The sequence below is a fragment of the Curtobacterium sp. SORGH_AS_0776 genome (genome assembly GCF_031453355.1).
Lineage (GTDB): Bacteria > Actinomycetota > Actinomycetes > Actinomycetales > Microbacteriaceae > Curtobacterium.
On the sequence record NZ_JAVIYU010000001.1, the window covers coordinates 1,342,362 to 1,359,307 of the forward strand.

A 16,946-nucleotide genomic window follows, 5' to 3' on the forward strand; every position below is an offset into this window, starting at 1 on the left:
CGTGCGATCTGGCTCTGCGGAGTGATGCGTGCGACGCCCGGCCACCGGGATCCTGGTCCCATGGAGACGACCATGCACGCCGGCACGACGGCCCGTCCGGCGCCCGCTCCGACCCACGCGGTGCCCGCCGCCGCCCGGGTCTCGATGGCGCTCACGGGGGCACTGCTCGCCGGAGTGCTGACCTCGTTCGGGCAGGCGGTGCCCGGACTCTCCTCCGTCGCGAACTCCGCCGGGCCCTGGTTCGTCGTCGCGGCTGCGCTGTGCCTGCTCGCCGGTGTGCGGTCGGGGCGCTGGGCGTCGCCGGTCGCGATGGTGCTCGGCGTCGTGCTCCTCGAGCTCATGCACGTGGGGTACTGGGCGACGACGAACCTGCGCGGCTACCCGGACGTGCTGTCGATCACGAACTTCTGGGTCCTGATGGGCATCCCCGCCGGGATGCTCGCGGGTGCGGTCGCGGTGGCACTCCGGTCACGGGACGTCGGGTGGCGCGGGGCAGCGCTCGGGGCGACCGCCGCCGTGCTGGTCGGCGAGGGCGTCCGGGCCCTGCTGCAGGTGGCGGACACCACGGGGCCGGTGACCTGGGTGGTCGAGATCGTCGTCGGCCTGGCGGTCGTCGTCGTGGCGGTCGTGACGGCACGGACCCCGCTCGGCCGGATCGTGGCGCTCGCGACCGGCGTGCTCGGGACCGTGGGCGTGCTCGGCGCGTACCTCCTGCTCGACGGCTGAGTGCGTCGTGGTGCACCCTGCAAGGATCGGGGTGTGCACCTCCTCTCGGTCTTCAGCCTCCGCAACCGGGCGCTCATCGCGCTCGTCACCGTCGTCGTCGCGGTGTTCGGCGGCATCGCGCTGACGAGCCTCAAGCAGGAGCTCATCCCGAGCGTCCAGTTCCCGCAGGTCGCCATCGTCAGCGCGTACCCCGGTGCCACGCCCGAGGTCGTGTCGAACGACGTGTCGACGAAGATCGAGCAGGCGATCCAGGTCGTGCCGAACCTCGAGTCGACCACCGCGACGTCGTCGACCGGGCAGAGCGTCGTCTCGGCGTCGTTCGACTACGGATCGAACCTCGCCAGCGCCGAGGACAAGATCCAGACCGCGGTGAACGCCCTGTCGCTCCCGGACACCGTGCAGACGCAGATCGTCACCGGCTCCTTCGACGACCTGCCCGTGCTGCAGCTCGCCGTCACGGGGAAGGGCGACCAGGAACAGCTGGTCGACCGGCTGAACGCCACGGCGATCCCCGACATCGAGAAGCTCGACGGCGTCCGGCAGGCCGACGTCTTCGGCAACCCGGGGCGCCGCGTCGTGATCACCCCGGACACCGACGAGCTGGCGTCGCGGGGCCTGAGCACCCAGTCCATCGCGGACGCACTCGACGACAACGGGACGCTCGTCCCCGGTGGCACGATCACCCAGGACGGCACGACGCTGTCGGTGCAGACGGGGGAGCGGATCGCCTCGATCAAGGACATCGAGGGGCTGCCGTTGACCGCCGCGTCGAGCGGCGGGTCGTCGTCCGGGGCGGGATCCTCCGGCAGCTCCTCGTCCGGCGGTGCGGCGGACGCCGGGGCAGGGGCGGGCGGCGGAGCGGGCGCGACCGGCGGGGCGGGCGGGGTTGGCTCGTCGGGCGGGGCGGGCTCGACCGGGGCCGTGGACGCGACCAGCGGGACGGCGGCGAGCAGTGCGGCGGGGGTGGGCAGCGCCTCCAGTGCGACCGCCGGTGGATCGACCGCCGGGACCGCCGCGACGACGCCGACCACCATCGGCGACGTGGCGAAGGTCGCGATCGAGGAATCACCGCGCACCTCGATCAGCCGCGTGAACGGCGAGACGGCACTGACCATCGCGATCACCAAGACGCAGGAAGCGAACACCGTCGACGTCTCGAAGACGGTCCGCGACGCCCTCCCCGGCATCGAGGCGAAGGTCGCCGGCGACCCCCGGTTCACCGTCGTGTTCGACCAGGCGCCCTACATCCAGCAGTCGATCGACTCCCTCGCCGAAGAGGGGCTCCTCGGCCTCGGGTTCGCCGTCGTCGTGATCCTGCTGTTCCTGCTGTCGGTGCGGTCGACGATCGTCACCGCGATCTCGATCCCGACCTCGGTGCTCCTCGCCGCGATCGGCATGCGGGCGACCGGGTACACGCTGAACGTCATCACGCTCGCCGCGCTCACCATCGCGATCGGACGCGTGGTGGACGACTCGATCGTGGTCATCGAGAACATCAAGCGGCACCTGCAACCCGGGGTGGACCGGACCCGGGCGGTGCTCGACGCCGTCCGCGAGGTCGCCGGCGCCGTCACCGCGTCGACCCTCACCACCGTCGCCGTGTTCCTGCCGGTCGCGTTCGTCGCGGAGCTCGTCGGCGAGCTGTTCCGGCCGTTCGCCCTGACCGTCACGATGGCGCTCGTGGCGTCGCTGCTGGTGTCGCTGACGATCGTCCCGGTGCTCGCGTACTGGTTCCTCCGGACACCTGCCGCCGGTGGCGCCGTCGCTGGCGCCGCCGCTGGTGGCGCCGCCGCTGGTGGCGCCGCCGCCGGTGGAGCCGGTGGCGCTGCTGCCGGCGGTGCTGCTGCCGGTGGGGCGGCTGCCGACGGGTCCGCTGCGACCGCCGCGCTGTCGTCCGCCGAGGACCTGCACGACGCCGGCACGTCCGACCGGCTCCGGCGCGGGTACCAGCCCGTGCTCCGCTGGGCCATCGGTCGGCCGGCGCTCGTGGTGGTCCTGGCGGTGCTCGTGCTCGGCGGTACCGCGGCCGCCGTGCCGTTCGTCAAGACGAACTACCTCGGCGACTCCGGGCAGAACACCTTCACCGTCACGCAGGACCTCGAGCCGGGGACGAGCCTCGACGAGCAGTCCGACGCGGCGAAGGAGGTGGAGCGCGTGCTCCGTGGCGTCGCGGGTGTGCAGACCGTGCAGACCACCATCGGGACGAGCGGGCAGTCGATCCAGGCGGCCTTCGGGGGCGGGGCGTCGGCCTCCGTGCAGTACAACGTCACGACGGACGCCGGCGACGACCAGACCACCATCCAGTCCACCGCGCGCGACCGAATCGACCGCATCGACGGCGTCGGCGAGGTCAGCCTCTCGTCGGCCGGTGGCGGCTTCGGCGGTTCGAGCGACATCGAGGTCGACGTCACCGCGCCGACCCAGGCAGAGCTCCGGACCGCGGCGGCGTCGGTGCTGCGCGAGATGCGGAAGGTCGACGGCACGACCGGCGCGACGAGCAACCTGTCGGCGTCCGAGCCGTACCTCGCCGTCCGGGTCGACCGGCAGGCCGCCGCCGAGCGCGGGCTGACCGAGACGCAGGTCGGCGGGATCGTCGCCGCGGCGGTCTCGCCCCGCGACACCGGCACGATCGAGATCGACGACGCGACGCTCGACGTGTACATCGCCGACCCCGAGCCCCCGACGACCGTCGCCGCACTGCGGTCGCTGTCCATCCCCACCTCGACCGGGTCGGTGCCGCTGTCCGACCTGGCGACCGTCGAGCAGTCCGAGGGGCCGACGTCCATCACGACGTCGAACGCCGTCCGGACGGCCACGATCACGGTGACCCCGGACTCGACGAACCTCGGTGCCGCCGTGCAGAACGTGACGGCGGCCGTCGACGGCCTTGACCTGCCGCGTGGCGCATCCGCCGAGATCGGCGGTGTCGCCTCGAGCCAGTCGTCGGCGTTCAGCCAGCTCCTGTTGGCCATGCTCGTCGCGGTCCTGATCGTCTACGTGATCATGGTCGCCACGTTCCGGAGCCTGCGGCAGCCGCTGCTGCTGCTCGTGTCGGTGCCGTTCGCGGTCACCGGCGCGCTGCTCCTGCAGATCGTGACGGGGATCCCGCTCGGTGTGGCGTCACTGATCGGCCTGCTCATGCTCGTGGGCATCGTGGTGACGAACGCGATCGTCCTGATCGACCTCGTCAACCAGTACCGGCGCCGGGGGCTCCGCGTGCACGATGCCCTGATCGAGGGTGCGACCAGACGACTCCGGCCGATCTTGATGACCGCCCTGGCGACGATCTTTGCGCTGCTCCCGATGGCCGTCGGGCTGACCGGCCGGTCCGGGTTCATCTCGCAGCCGCTCGCGCTCGTGGTCATCGGCGGGTTGGTGTCGTCGACGCTGCTCACCCTCGTGGTGCTGCCGTCGCTGTACGCCCTCGTCGAGGGGCTCTTCGAGCGGCGGGCCGACCGGCGGGCGGCGCGTGAGGCCGCGGCGCGTGGGGCCGCGGCGGGGGAGGCCGCGGCGCGTGGGGCCGCGGCGGGGGAGGCCGCGGCGCGTGGGGCCGCGGCGGGGGAGGACTAGCGGCGGTACTCCGCGTCGATCGCCGAGATCGGGTCGACGACGGAGGCAGCCGGCGCCGCCGCGGGTGCCTCCTCGCGCTCGACGGCACGGAACCACGACACGAGGACGCACGTCAGCGTCACGAGGAACACCACGCCGGCGCCCTGCGACAGCACGGTCATCCGTCCCGTCACGGCCGCGTACCCGCCGAAGGCCACCGCGGCGGTGAACGACAGACCGAGTAGGAGTTCGGCGAACGTCTGCAGCGAGGAGTGCCGCTCCCAGCGGGAGGCAGTCGCGTGTGCAGGGCGCATCGAGGTGTCGGTCACCCCCGAAGTCTGCGGTGCGCGGTCGGCGAGCGGCAGTCCCGACTCCGGGTGCCACCCGGCCGGGGCACGTGCGGCCGGTGCCGGTTCCGGTGCCCGAGTCTCGGCCCCGCGGACACTTTCGCGTCCGCACCGCCCGAGGAACGTCCGCCGAACCGAGACTCGGGGCCGCGGCGGCCACCAGGCACCAGCCACGCGCGGAGGCCCCTGCCGCGCCTCAGTCCAGGTGCTCCCGCAGGAAGTTCGCCACGCGCTTGCTCATCGCCTCGTCGAGCTGCGCGATGGAGTGCGCCGACCCCTCGACCGCGACGAACGTCACCGGCACGTCATGTCGTCGGAGCGTCGCCGCGAACTCCTGCGACTCCCACAGTGGGATGAACTCGTCGGTGGAGTGGCCGATGAAGAACGGCGCCGTGTCCGAGGTCACCTGGTACTCCGGCGATGCCCGGGTCGCGGCCGGGCAGTCCGAGTAGGTCCGGCAGCCGAGGTACAGCAACTGCTTCCGCTGGAACGCGGCGGAGACGCCGTCGGCCTCGGTCGAGCGGGTCGTCAGGTTCGTGGGGCCGCTCAGATCGACGACGGCCCGGATCCGGTCCCCCTCGGCGTAGGCGGTCGAGTCGTGGTCCGTCACGGCGAGCATCGCCGCGAGGTTCCCACCGGCGCTGCCCCCGAACACCCCGACCCGCTTGCTGTCGACGTCGTAGGTCGACAGCGTCGTCGGACGGAACACCCAGTCGAGTGCCCGTCGGACGTCGTCCAGCCCGGCCGGGAACGGGTCCGTCGGGGCGAGCCGGTAGTCGACGTTGAAGGTGACGAAGCCCTCGGAGGCCAGGTACTTGCACACCGATCGGTACGCGGCGGTGGCCTTGTCGCCGTGGGACCAGCTCCCGCCGTGGATCATCAGGACGGCGGGACGCGTGCCGCTGGCCGCCTCGGCGACGGCAGCGTCGCCAGCACCAGACCCGTCCTCGGCTGCCCCGGCCCCGGCCCCGGCAGCGGCGACGCCGGCCGCGGCAGTCCCGGCACCACTCGCACTCCCGCCCCCGGCGGCGTCGGCCCCGACATCGTCCGGCGTCGCGGACGCCGTCCCGCCCGGCGTCGGCGTCGGGGTCCTCGTGGTGTCCGGTGCACTGTCCGCCGGCAGGCACACGTCGAGCCGCTGCAGCGCGTCCGACCCGTACGGCACGTCGGCGACGTCGTCGATGCCGTGGTACCGGAGCGACAGCGGGTAGATGACGGGTCCGGCGGTCACCGTGCGGTTCTCGTCTCCGACCGGGTCCGTGCTGCACGACGCGACCGCGCCGAGCGCCACGACCGCGGCGACGAGCGCGAGCAGCGTGCGACGGCCTGACCTCATCGGATCAACGGTAACCCGGTCCCCGCACGCCGTCGTCCACCCACGGGAGGAACCGACCCTCCCCTCCTCCGCCCCGAGGACGACCGCCGGACGAACCCGTCCGGCGGTGCAAGGATGGTCACGACCCCGCAGGAGGACCCGTGAGCCGTCGCAAGGCCTGGAACGCCGACCCCGAACCGCTGCTCCGCGTCGAGGAGGGCTTCCGTCTCGACCGGGTCGACCCCGAGGACACCCCCGGCTTCCCCGGGCGGAAGATCGACGGGCTCGAGGCGCTCGCCGCCGGGGCCTCCCGACTGTCCGCGCTGCAGGAGCGCCTCTGGGCCGCCTCGACCGCCGGTGACCAGCGCCGCGTGCTCCTCGTGCTCCAGGCGATGGACACCGCGGGCAAGGGCGGGATCGTCTCGCACGTCGTCGGCGCGGTGGACCCGAACGGCGTGCACTACGCCGGGTTCAAGGCGCCGAACGCCGAGGAACGCGAGCACGACTTCCTCTGGCGCATCGAGCGACAGCTGCCGGGCGCCGGCCAGCTCGGCGTCTTCGACCGCTCCCACTACGAGGACGTCCTCATCCAGAAGGTCCGCGCGTTCGCCCCGCCGGAGGAGATCGAGCGCCGCTACGGAGCCATCGTCGACTTCGAGGACGAGCTCGCCGCGTCGGGCACGAGCCTCGTCAAGGTCATGCTCCACATCTCGAAGGACGAGCAGCGCGAACGACTCGGTGAGCGCCTCGACCGACCCGACAAGCACTGGAAGTTCAACCCCGGCGACATCGACGAGCGCCTGCTCTGGGACGACTACCAGGACGCGTACCAGACGGTGTTCGACCGCACCTCGACCGCCACGAACCCCTGGTACGTCATCCCGGCGAACCGCAAGTGGTACGCCCGGCTCGCCGTGCAGCAGCTCCTGCTCCGCACGCTCGAGGACATGCAGCTCACCTGGCCCGCAGCGGACTTCGACGTGGCCGAGCAGCGGCAGCGGCTCGCCGAGTCCTGACCCGCGAACGGTCCAGGAGGCACGGATCGCCCCCGCCCCGCAGCCCCGGCCCGGCGGTGGGCTGGCCAGCGACGGTCCGATCGCGTAGACTCACTCGGTCGGCCTTCGACGCCGTGACATTGCGATCACGGAGTTTTCGTTTGGGTGTGTGTTGCTCGAGGGCTGGATTCACGTCGATCCGCGACGGGAAGAACCCCCTCTCCGCACGCAAGCCCCCGCCGACGTCGCTGCCGGGCGCTGCGGTACGTTGCGCACCCCGAGAAAGTAGCCATGGCCCCGTACAACAAGGGCGGCGCGGACAACCGCGCCTCCGACCGTGTCCGCCACCCGAACGGCACCCCCGCCGCTCGCAGCAGCAAGCACCGCGGCTTCCGCGCCGCCGACCCGTCCGCTCCGCGGCAGAAGCAGCGTTGGGACGCCGAGGAGCGTCGCGGCCGCGCGGCGCAGGGCGAGCGCCCGGGTCGTCCGAACTGGGAGCCGCGCGACGGTGGCCAGGGCCGCCCGCAGCGTGACGACCGTGGTGGCCGTCGCTTCGACCGCGATGACCGCGCTCCCCGTCGCTTCGACCGCGACGACCGTGCGCCCCGTCGTGACAACGACGACCGTCCGCGTCGCTCGTTCGACCGTGACGACCGCGCCCCGCGTCGCTTCGACCGCGACGATCGTGCCCCGCGTCGCTTCGATCGTGACGACCGTGCTCCCCGTCGTGACGACGACCGCGCCCCGCGCCGGTTCGACCGCGACGATCGCGCCCCGCGCCGGTTCGACCGTGACGACCGTGCGCCCCGCCGGTTCGACCGCGACGACCGCGCTCCCCGTCGTGACGACGACCGCGCCCCGCGCCGGTTCGACCGTGACGACCGTGCCCCGCGTCGCTTCGACCGCGACGACCGCGCCCCGCGCCGGTTCGACCGTGACGACCGCGCTCCCCGTCGCTTCGACCGCGACGATCGTGCGCCCCGCCGTGACGCTGACGACCGTCCGCGCCGGAACTTCGACCGTGACGACCGCGCCCCGCGCCGCTTCGACCGCGACGACACCGAGCGCAAGCCCTTCGTCCCCGCCGACGACGTCAAGCTCGAGAAGCTCCAGGCCGAGGCGACCCTCGCGGCCGACGTCGAGGGCGTGACCTTCGCCGACCTCGGCATCGGCGGCAACATCTCCCGCGCCCTGGCCGAACTCGGCGCCACGAGCCCGTTCCCGATCCAGGCAGCGACGATCCCCGACGTGATCGCGGGCAAGGACGTCCTCGGCCGTGGCCGCACGGGCTCCGGCAAGACCATCGCTTTCGGCGCCCCGCTCGTCGAGAAGCTCATGGAGAACGGCGGCGGCACGAAGCGCAAGATGGGCCGCGCCCCGCGTGCGCTCATCCTCGCGCCGACCCGTGAGCTCGCCCTGCAGATCGACCGCACCGTGCAGCCGATCGCCCGCTCGGTGGGCCTCTTCACGACGCAGATCTACGGCGGTGTCCCGTACGGCCGCCAGGTCGGTGCGCTCGAGCGTGGCGTCGACATCATCGTCGGCACCCCGGGGCGCGTGCAGGACCTCATGAACAAGGGGACGCTCGACCTCAGTGAGGTCGTCATCTCCGTGCTCGACGAGGCCGACCACATGTGCGACCTCGGGTTCCTCGAGCCGGTGCAGGAGATCCTCTCCGCCACGGCCGAGGTCACCCCCGAGGGCAACCGCGCCCAGAAGCTCCTGTTCAGCGCGACGCTCGACGCCCAGGTAGCGTCGCTCGTCGAGCAGTTCCTGCACGAGCCGTCCGTCCACGAGGTCGCCGGTGAGGACCAGGCCTCGTCGACGATCGACCACCGCGTGCTCGTGGTCGAGCAGCGCCAGAAGGACCAGCTCCTCGAGGAGCTCGTCGCCGGCGCCGGCAAGACCATCGTGTTCGCCCGCACCCGTGCCTACGCCGAGCGGCTCGCCGACCAGTTCGAGGACGCCGGCATCCGCGCGACCTCGCTCCACGGCGACCTGAACCAGTCGCGCCGGCAGCGCAACCTGCAGCTCCTCACGAGCGGCCGCGTGAACGTGCTCGTCGCGACCGACGTCGCCGCCCGTGGCATCCACGTGGACGACGTGTCGCTCGTCGTGCAGGCCGACGCGCCCGACGACTACAAGGCGTACATGCACCGCTCGGGCCGCACGGGTCGTGCCGGCAAGGAGGGCACCGTCGTCACGATCGTCCCGCGCAGCCGTCGCCGCAAGATCGAGGGCATCCTCGAGCACGCGGAGATCGAGGCGGACCTCGTCGATGCCGCCCCCGGCGACGGGATCGTCGCGGAGCTCGCCGCGCGGTAGTCGCGAGCAGACGCAGGACGGGAGGCGCGGTGCCAGCTGGCACCGCGCCTCCCGTCCGTCACGACCGCGTCAGCGGTTGAAGAAGAGCAACCCGCGCACGTACCCGGCCTGTCCGGCGTGCTGCGTGCAGTCGTCGAGGATGCTGACGAGCCGCGCGCCCCGCGTGACGGGCGGGTCCCACGCGTCGTCGACCACCGGGTCGAAGTCCGCCGGCTCGAGCGTGCCGACGTAGGCGACCGTGCGGTCGTGCACCGCGCGGAGGTAGTCGACCAGCAGGTCCGCCGAGGCGCGGACGCGTCCGACGTCGTCCCGCGACATGCCGTAGCCGAGCGCCTCGGCGGGGAAGGGCAGTCCGAACCGCTCCACCCAGCCGTCCGCCGTCCACACCTGCTCGGTGCCCGCGAGGTCCGCGATCTGGGCGTCCTGCCCGCGCGCGATGTGCCACGCGAGCCAGGCGAGGGTGTTCGCACCGGCGGCCGGACGTGCGGCCAGCTGGTCCTCCGACAGCCCGCTGACGGCGCGTTCGACCGTGGCGGGGACGCGGGAGAACGCTTCGATGAGGAGTTCTGAGGGGGTCATGCCGGCAACGCTACGCGCGGTGTCCGACACCGTTCGTCACGGCTGCAGGCCGGCGATCGTCCCCGCGACGGAGACCGATCGCGAGTGGCGTTCGAGCGCAGCGCCGAGCCGGTCGAAGGCGTCGGCGAGGCCGGCGCGGTCGCCGGGGGCGATGACCTCGCGGAACGCCGACGAGTAGACGGCGCCGATCTCGCGCGCGACCTCGGACCCGGACGGGGTGAGGTGGAGGAGGATGCTGCGGCGGTCGTCGGGGTTCGGACGACGCTCGATGTGGTCGCGCTTCTCGAGCCGGTCGATCAGGCTCGTCATGGCACCTGTGGACAGTTCGAGGTACTCGCCGGCCTGCTTCGGGGTGATGCCCTCGCCGTCGGCGGACGCGAGGAAGAACACGAACCGGGCGTCCGTGGCGTTCAGCCCGCGGGTGGAGCTCTCGTGGTGCAGGACGCGCGCGTGCTGCATCTGCAGCACGCGGAACGCCGTCATCAGCGTCGCGACGTCGCCGTCCGGGTCGACCTCGGGGATGCTGACGGTCGGCGACACGGGGGCAGGGGGGAGCTGCGCGGCGTCCAGGGGTCGCGCGAGCGCGGTGGTGGTGTCCGTCATCGGGCGGCTCTTCTCGGGAGGGTGATCGCCTGCGCGATCGGCGGGACGGCACGGGTATGCCGTCGTGCTGCTCATTGAACAAGTATCTCACCGATTGAAGTACCCCCAACTGTGGGGGTGTAGCTTCCCTTGTGAGCCACACGGCGCTCAAGTAGCTTGATCGTCGTTGCAACCACGGCGCCGTCGCGACCAACCACCGCGGAACCCCGGCGCCCCTTTGGATCAGGAGCTCCGTCATGTCCCGTGTCACCCCGCGCGCTGCGCGTCTCGCCGCCTGGATCGCCATCCCCGCCGCTCTCGTGGCCTCGGGTGTCGTCGTCTCGACCGCGTCCTACTCGGCCTTCTCGGCCACCACGGTCAACCCGACCAGCAACTGGACGGCCGGCAGCGTCGCCCTCACCGACGACGACAACAACACCGCGCTGTTCAACGCGACCGGCCTCAAGCCCGGCTCGACCGGTGCGAACTGCATCACGGTCACCTCGACCGGCACGCTGCCCTCGACCGTGAAGCTCTACGGCACGAACGCGGCCACGACGAACGCCCTCGCGTCGAACATCAACCTCACCGTCGAGCAGGGCACGGGCGGCGGCTTCGGCTCCTGCACCGGCTTCACCGCGGCGTCGACCAACGGCACGCTCTACAGCGGCACCGTCGCGGGCTTCGGCACGGGCCTCGACCAACTTCGCCACGGGTGTCGGCAGCTGGGCCCCGACCGGCAGCGGCTCGGAGTCGCGCGTCTACCGCTTCACCTACACCGTCTCGAGCACCGCACCGAACACCGTGCAGGGCGGCACCGCGGCCCTCGGCTTCACCTGGGAGGCCCAGAACAGCTGAGCCGGCGACACGGGAGCGTGATCGACGCTCCCGTGTCCACCGCGTGACGTCCGGGACCGAGCCCGATGCGGGCCCGTCCGTCACCGTCCGACAACGCGCCCCCGGTCGAAGGCAGTCATGGTCAGCATCGAAGTGCACGGCGGTCCCACGCCGCACGACGCGCTCCGTGACGCCGTCGACTGGGGGCGCGTCGTCGTGGCCACGCTCGCCCGCGGCGTCGTCGCGACCCTGCTCGGGCTCGCGCTCTGGGCGGCTGCTCCCGCCGTCATCGGCTGGCAGCCGACGACGGTGATGACCGGATCGATGGAGCCGCGGCTCACCCCCGGCGACGTCGTGGTCTCCCGCCCGGTGTCGGCCGGTGACGTCCGGATGGGCAAGGTCCTGCTCGTCGACGACCCGGACCAGCCCGGGCACCTCCGCATGCACCGTTACGTCGAGGACGGTCCGCGCGGCACGATCGTCACGAAGGGCGATGCCAACCCCCGGCAGGACTCCACGCCCGTCGAACCGTCGGCCGTGCACGGAGTCGCGTTCCTGCGGGTCCCGTTCGTCGGTGCGCCGATCGTCTGGCTCCGTGCGGGGGAGTGGGGCAAGGTCGGGATGCTGGCACTCGGGCTGGTCGCGGTGCTCGCGCTCTGCACGATCGACGGATCGCTGCGGCGGTTGGTCGGTCCGGCGGGGCGCTCGTCGGACGACGATGCGTCGCGCGACGCGGGTGGCGGACCGGACGGCGTTGGTGACAGCGGCGTCGGCGCCGGTGACGGTGTCGGCGGCGGCGGCGTCGGCGGCGGCGTCGGTGACAGCGTCGGCGTCGGCGACAGGGTCGGTGGCGCCGTCGGTGGCGGTGACGGCCAGGAGGCGCGGGTCGACCCCGCCCCGCGCGTCGCCACGGCCCCGACCACCGCCCCCACCGCCGTCGTGAGCCGCCGTACCCTCCGTCGTGCGGACCGCCGAGCGCGTCGGTTCCGCCGTCTCGGCGGCGCGGCCGCCGTCCTCGTGCTCGCGGGCGGAGCCGGGTTCCTCCTGCCGGCGGAGGCCGTCGCCGGGCCGTGGTCGCGGACCACCGTCACGTCCACCTCGTTCGGCGCCGCGACCGCGACGAGCGTCGCGACCCTCACGTGCACGCAGCTGAACAGCAACACCGTCACCATCGCGTGGACGTACACCGGCGTCACGCCCAACTCGTTCGACCTCGTCTACCAGACCACACAAGTCGCGACGGTCGCGGGGACCGAGCGGTCGCTGCCCTACAGCGGTGGCGGCCTGCTCGACCTGGGGACGACGTACACGGTGAACCTCCGCACGAACCTCGGGGGGACCTGGACCGCGCTGAGCCCCCCGACCGTCAAGGTGAAGGTCACGTCACTGCTCGGCATCTCCTCCGCGACCTGCGTGCCCTGAGTTCTCCACAGGTCGCCGCGGGGCACCCGGCGATGTCCCCGGCCGGCGCTACCGTGACCGCATGCGCATCCTGCACACCGGCGACTGGCACCTCGGCCGCACACTGCTGGGTGCCGACCTGCTCGAGCACCAGGCGGCCTTCCTCGACTGGCTCGTCGACCAGGCACGGGCGCGTGCGGTCGACCTCGTCGTCGTCGCCGGGGACGTCTACGACCGTGCCATCCCGCCGGTCGACGCCGTCCGGATGCTGTCCCGGGTGCTCGAACAGCTGGCCGAGACGGCCACGGTGGTCATCACCCCGGGCAACCACGACTCCGCCGCACGACTCGGCTTCGGTGCCGGCGTGATGGACCCGCGGGTGCGGATCCTCGCCGAACCCGCAGGCATCGCCACCCCGGTCCTCGTCGACGACGCCGACGGGCCCGTCGCGGTGTACGGCATCCCGTACCTGCACCCCGACCTCACCCGGTACGCCCTCGCGGCGGTGCCCGACGAGCCGCTCGCCCGCTCGCACCAGGCCGTCGTCGGTGCCGCGATGGACCGCGTCCGCGCCGATCTCGCCCACCGGCCCGGTACGCGCAGCGTCGTCGTGGCCCACGCGTTCGTCGGCGGGACCGAACCGAGCGACAGCGAGCAGGACATCCGCGTCGGCGGGGTCGACCGGGTGGCGCGTGCCGTGTTCGACGGCATCGACTACGTCGCGCTCGGGCACCTGCACGGGCCGCAGCGGGTGGGGGACGGCGACCGCGTGCGGTACGCGGGCTCGCCGCTCGCGTTCTCGTTCGGCGAGCGGCACCAGCAGAAGTCCGTCACCGTCGTCGACCTCGACGACTCCGGGCAGGTGACGGCCGAGCTCGTGCCGACGCCCGTGCCGCGGCGGCTCGTCGACGTCCGGGCCACGATCGACGAGATCGAGTCCGGGGCGCACCGGTCGGCGGCGGACGCCTGGGTCCGCGTCGCCGTGACGGACACCGTCCACCCGGAACGGATGTACGCCCGGGTGAAGGACCACTTCCCCCACGCCCTCGCCATCACGCACGAGCCGGCCGACCGCGCCGAGCGTGCCGCAGCCCGCGCGGTCACGGCGACGTCCGACCCGGTCGAGGTGGCAGCCGACTTCGTGTCGTTCGCCACCGGCACCGCGCCGGACGACGACGACCGCGCGATCCTGACCGAGGCGTACGAAGCGGCCGCCCTGGGCCTCCAGCGTGAGGGGGACCGCTGATGTACCTGCACCGGCTCGAACTCCGCGCGATCGGCCCCTACCCGGACCTCGTGTCGATCGACTTCGCCGCGCTCGCCGCCTCCGGGGTGTTCCTGCTCGAAGGGCCGACGGGTTCCGGCAAGTCGACGATCATCGACGCCGTGGTGTTCGCCCTGTACGGCGGACTGGCCGGTGCCGACGCGAGCGACGACCGGTTGCACAGCCAGCACGCCGACCCCGCGGTCGAGCCCTTCGTCGAGCTCGTGTTCGAGACCGGTGCCGGTGTGTACCGCGTCCGACGCACGCCGCAGTACCAGCGCCCGAAGCAGCGGGGGACCGGCACCGTGAAGCAGCAGGCCTCCGCGCAGCTGTTCCGCCTCGCCGGGCCGGCCGACGTGGCCGGTGAGCCGATGTCCTCGCGCATCCCCGAGGTCGCGGTCGAGATCGCCCGGATCATCGGCCTCGACAAGGCGCAGTTCCTGCAGACGGTCGTCCTGCCCCAGGGCGAGTTCGCCCGGTTCCTGCGGTCTCCCGGCGAAGACCGCCGCAAGCTGCTGCAGTCGTTGTTCGGTACGCAGGTCTACGACCGGACGGCCGACGAACTCGCTGTCCGCCGTCGCGCCGTCCTGGCCGAGGTCGAGGGCGCCGAAGCCCGGGTCCGCGACGCCCTGAACCGGTTCGCCCAGGCTGCGGGCGTCGACGAGCCGGACGAGTCCGACGTCCCCGCGACCGTCGCAGCACTCCGAGCGACCGCCGACGCCGCCGAGTCCGCTCGCGCCACCGCGTCGCACGCGGCCGCTGCTGCGGCGGCGCACGAGCAGTCGGTCACTGCTCGTGCAGCCGCACTGGATCGCCGCGCCGTCCTCGTCGCACGTCGTGCGGAACTCGACGCGGGTGTCGACGGGGTCGCCGCGGCCCGCGTGCGCCTGGCGTCGGGCGAGCGCGCTGCCCGCGTCGCGGTCGTCGCCGACGGGCTCGACGCCGCACGCGCCCGCTCCGACCACGCCACCGCGGCGGCGGAGGCCCTCCGCGCACAGCACGGCGTGACGACCGACCGAGACGCCCTCGCCCACCAGCGGACCGCCGTGACCGAGTGCCTCGCCGCGGTCCGGCACCGCATCGACCTCGAGCGAGCGCTCCCCGGCAGGCGTCGGGCGATCACCGACGCCGTCGCTCGCGGAGCCCTGCTCACCGAACGCCTCGCCGACCTCGACACCGCGCTCGATGCCCGCCCCGCCGAACGCGCCCGCATCGTCGAGGACGCCCGGGCCGCCGCCGCGCTGGCCGCCGGGTCCGAGGCCGCGCGGCTCGAGGTCGAGCGTGTCCGTGCACTCCGGGCCGACCTCGTCGCCCGGGCCGCGTCCGAACGGCGCGTGCAGGGTGCCGAGCAGACCGTCGTCGCCGCCCGCACCACCGCCCACGAGCTCGTCCGGGTCGAGCAGCAGTTGCGGGAGCGCCGCATCGCCGGTCTCGCCGGAGAGCTCGGCGCCGCACTCCTGCCGGGCGACCCGTGCCCGGTGTGCGGGGCGACGGAGCACCCGGTCGTCGCGACACCGCAGGACGACCACCCCACGACCGAGGCGATCGAGGCCGCGGCCGAACGTGCCCGGGGTGCCGAGCGCGCCCTCGGCGACGCCGCGACGGCCCTCGCACTCGAACGGGCCGAACTCGCCCGGCTCGTGCAGGTCCTCGGTGACGTCGACGACGACACCGTCGACGCCCTCGCGGCTGCGGCCGACGCAGCCGTCACGGCGGCGCACGACGCGGCCGTCCGCGTGCGCGACCTCGAACAGCAGCGGGCCGCACACGACGAGGGAACGCGCACCCTCGAACGGCAGCGGAACGAGGTCGACGCCGAACGCGCCGTCCTCGCCGGCGCAGCGGCAGCCGATGCCGAGCGCCTCGAGCAGGACGAGTCGGCGGTGTCGGCCGCGATCGAACGCGTGGCCGAACACCTCGACGGTGCGCCGGAGACCCTGCGCCAGGGGGTCGAGTCGCTCGACGCGCTCGTCGGCCGACTCGACGCGGTGCTCCAGGCCGACAGCCGCGCGGACTCGGCAGCAGCAGACGTCCGCGAACGTGCGGCCGAAGTGGACCGGGTCCTCGCCGAGCAGGGGTTCGACGACGTCGTCTCCGCCCGCGCCGGGGTCCTCGACCGAGCGGACGCCGAAGCACTCCGGGCCGAGGTCGCCCGTGCCGACCAGGCGCGCGCGGTCGTCGACGCGGGACTCGCCGAACCGGCGGTCGTCGCTGCGGCCGACGACGACCCGGCAGCACTCGACCTCGACGGAGCCCGCGCAGCACGGGACGCCACCGCAGCCGCGGCCGAGGCAGCCGTCCGCGCGGCCACGTCGGCGGTCGATCAGGCCGTCGCGTCCGAACGGTGCGCAGCCGAGCTGGACGCCGCTGTCCGTGCTCGCGACGACACCTCTGCGCGCAGTCGGGCCGTGGTGCGGCTCGCCGACGTCGCGGCAGGGGTCGCAGCAGCCAACCCCACCGGGATCACCCTCGGCACCTACGTGCTCATGCGCCGGTTCGAGGACGTCGTCGCCGCGGCGAACGACCGGTTGCGGGCGATGCTCGCGGGCCGGTTCACGCTCGAGACCTCCGACGAGCGGGAGTCCGGCTCACGCGCACGGCGCACGGGCCTCGCGCTCGCCGTGCACGACCAGACGACCGACACCGTGCGCGACCCCCGCAGCCTGTCCGGCGGCGAGACCTTCACGGTGTCGCTCTGCCTTGCGCTCGGTCTCGCCGACGTCGTCCAGGCCGAGGCGGGCGGAGTCTCCCTCGGCACGCTGTTCGTCGACGAGGGGTTCGGCACGCTCGACCCCGAGACGCTCGACGACGTGATCGGGCAGTTGTCGCGCCTGACCGCGGGCGGCCGTCAGGTCGGGATCGTCAGCCACGTCGAGGAGCTCAAGCAGCGGATCCCGGAGCGCATCGCCGTGCGGCGCACGTCCGACGGTGGATCCCGGGTGACGACCACGGTCTGACGCGCCCGCGCCCGCGCCCGCGCGCGAACCCGCCCCCGCGCACGCACCCGCCCCGCCACCGTGCGAGGT

At 73.3% G+C, this 16,946-nt stretch carries 12 protein-coding genes; 8 read left to right on the plus strand and 4 right to left on the minus strand.

Annotated elements, in window-relative coordinates; translation table 11 throughout:
• The first annotated feature begins 60 nt into the window (after positions 1-60).
• Positions 61-726, plus strand: a complete 666-nt coding sequence (locus QE359_RS06785; RefSeq protein ID WP_309778438.1) for a DUF6518 family protein — start codon at positions 61-63, stop codon at positions 724-726.
• A gap of 33 nt (positions 727-759) precedes the next feature.
• Positions 760-4,296 (plus strand): efflux RND transporter permease subunit, encoded by a 3,537-nt coding sequence (locus tag QE359_RS06790; protein WP_309778440.1) that lies wholly within the window; start codon positions 760-762, stop codon positions 4,294-4,296.
• Here QE359_RS06790 and QE359_RS06795 read toward each other — a convergent pair.
• Positions 4,293-4,604, minus strand: coding sequence for a hypothetical protein (locus QE359_RS06795; RefSeq protein ID WP_309778441.1), 312 nt, complete (start codon positions 4,602-4,604; stop codon positions 4,293-4,295). The genes QE359_RS06790 and QE359_RS06795 overlap by 4 nt on opposite strands.
• A 214-nt stretch (positions 4,605-4,818) precedes the next feature.
• Entirely contained in the window at positions 4,819-5,958 is a 1,140-nt protein-coding gene (locus tag QE359_RS06800; RefSeq protein WP_309778443.1) for an alpha/beta hydrolase, read from the minus strand.
• Positions 5,959-6,098: 140 nt separating this feature from the next.
• On the opposite strand from QE359_RS06800, the gene QE359_RS06805 reads away from it, so the two are divergent.
• Complete coding sequence (locus tag QE359_RS06805) at positions 6,099-6,953, plus strand: PPK2 family polyphosphate kinase (protein ID WP_309778445.1); 855 nt, start codon at positions 6,099-6,101, stop codon at positions 6,951-6,953.
• Between the two features lie 270 nt (positions 6,954-7,223).
• On the plus strand, positions 7,224-9,257 hold the full coding sequence (locus QE359_RS06810) for a DEAD/DEAH box helicase (protein WP_309778447.1): 2,034 nt from the start codon (positions 7,224-7,226) through the stop codon (positions 9,255-9,257).
• A 69-nt stretch (positions 9,258-9,326) separates the two neighbouring features.
• On the opposite strand, the gene QE359_RS06815 is transcribed toward QE359_RS06810, so the two are convergent.
• Both QE359_RS06815 and QE359_RS06820 read right to left on the minus strand, forming a co-directional pair.
• Entirely contained in the window at positions 9,327-9,836 is a 510-nt protein-coding gene (locus QE359_RS06815; RefSeq protein WP_309778449.1) for a mycothiol transferase, read from the minus strand.
• Positions 9,837-9,872: 36 nt separating this feature from the next.
• Complete coding sequence (locus QE359_RS06820; protein WP_309778451.1) at positions 9,873-10,439, minus strand: MarR family transcriptional regulator; 567 nt, start codon at positions 10,437-10,439, stop codon at positions 9,873-9,875.
• Between the two features lie 236 nt (positions 10,440-10,675).
• On the opposite strand from QE359_RS06820, the gene QE359_RS06825 reads away from it, so the two are divergent.
• The 4 genes from QE359_RS06825 to QE359_RS06840 all read left to right on the plus strand — a co-directional run bounded on the left by QE359_RS06825 (position 10,676) and on the right by QE359_RS06840 (position 16,877).
• On the plus strand, positions 10,676-11,323 hold the full coding sequence (locus QE359_RS06825; protein WP_309778452.1) for a hypothetical protein: 648 nt from the start codon (positions 10,676-10,678) through the stop codon (positions 11,321-11,323).
• 70 nt (positions 11,324-11,393) lie between these two features.
• Positions 11,394-12,677, plus strand: a complete 1,284-nt coding sequence (locus tag QE359_RS06830) for a S24/S26 family peptidase (RefSeq protein ID WP_309778454.1) — start codon at positions 11,394-11,396, stop codon at positions 12,675-12,677.
• 61 nt (positions 12,678-12,738) lie between these two features.
• Positions 12,739-13,902 carry an exonuclease SbcCD subunit D gene (locus QE359_RS06835; protein WP_309778456.1) on the plus strand — a complete coding sequence of 388 codons (1,164 nt, stop codon included), beginning with the start codon at positions 12,739-12,741 and terminating at the stop codon, positions 13,900-13,902.
• Complete coding sequence (locus QE359_RS06840) at positions 13,902-16,877, plus strand: SMC family ATPase (RefSeq protein ID WP_309778458.1); 2,976 nt, start codon at positions 13,902-13,904, stop codon at positions 16,875-16,877. The genes QE359_RS06835 and QE359_RS06840 overlap by 1 nt, the downstream gene beginning before the upstream one ends.
• Positions 16,878-16,946: the final 69 nt, after the last annotated feature.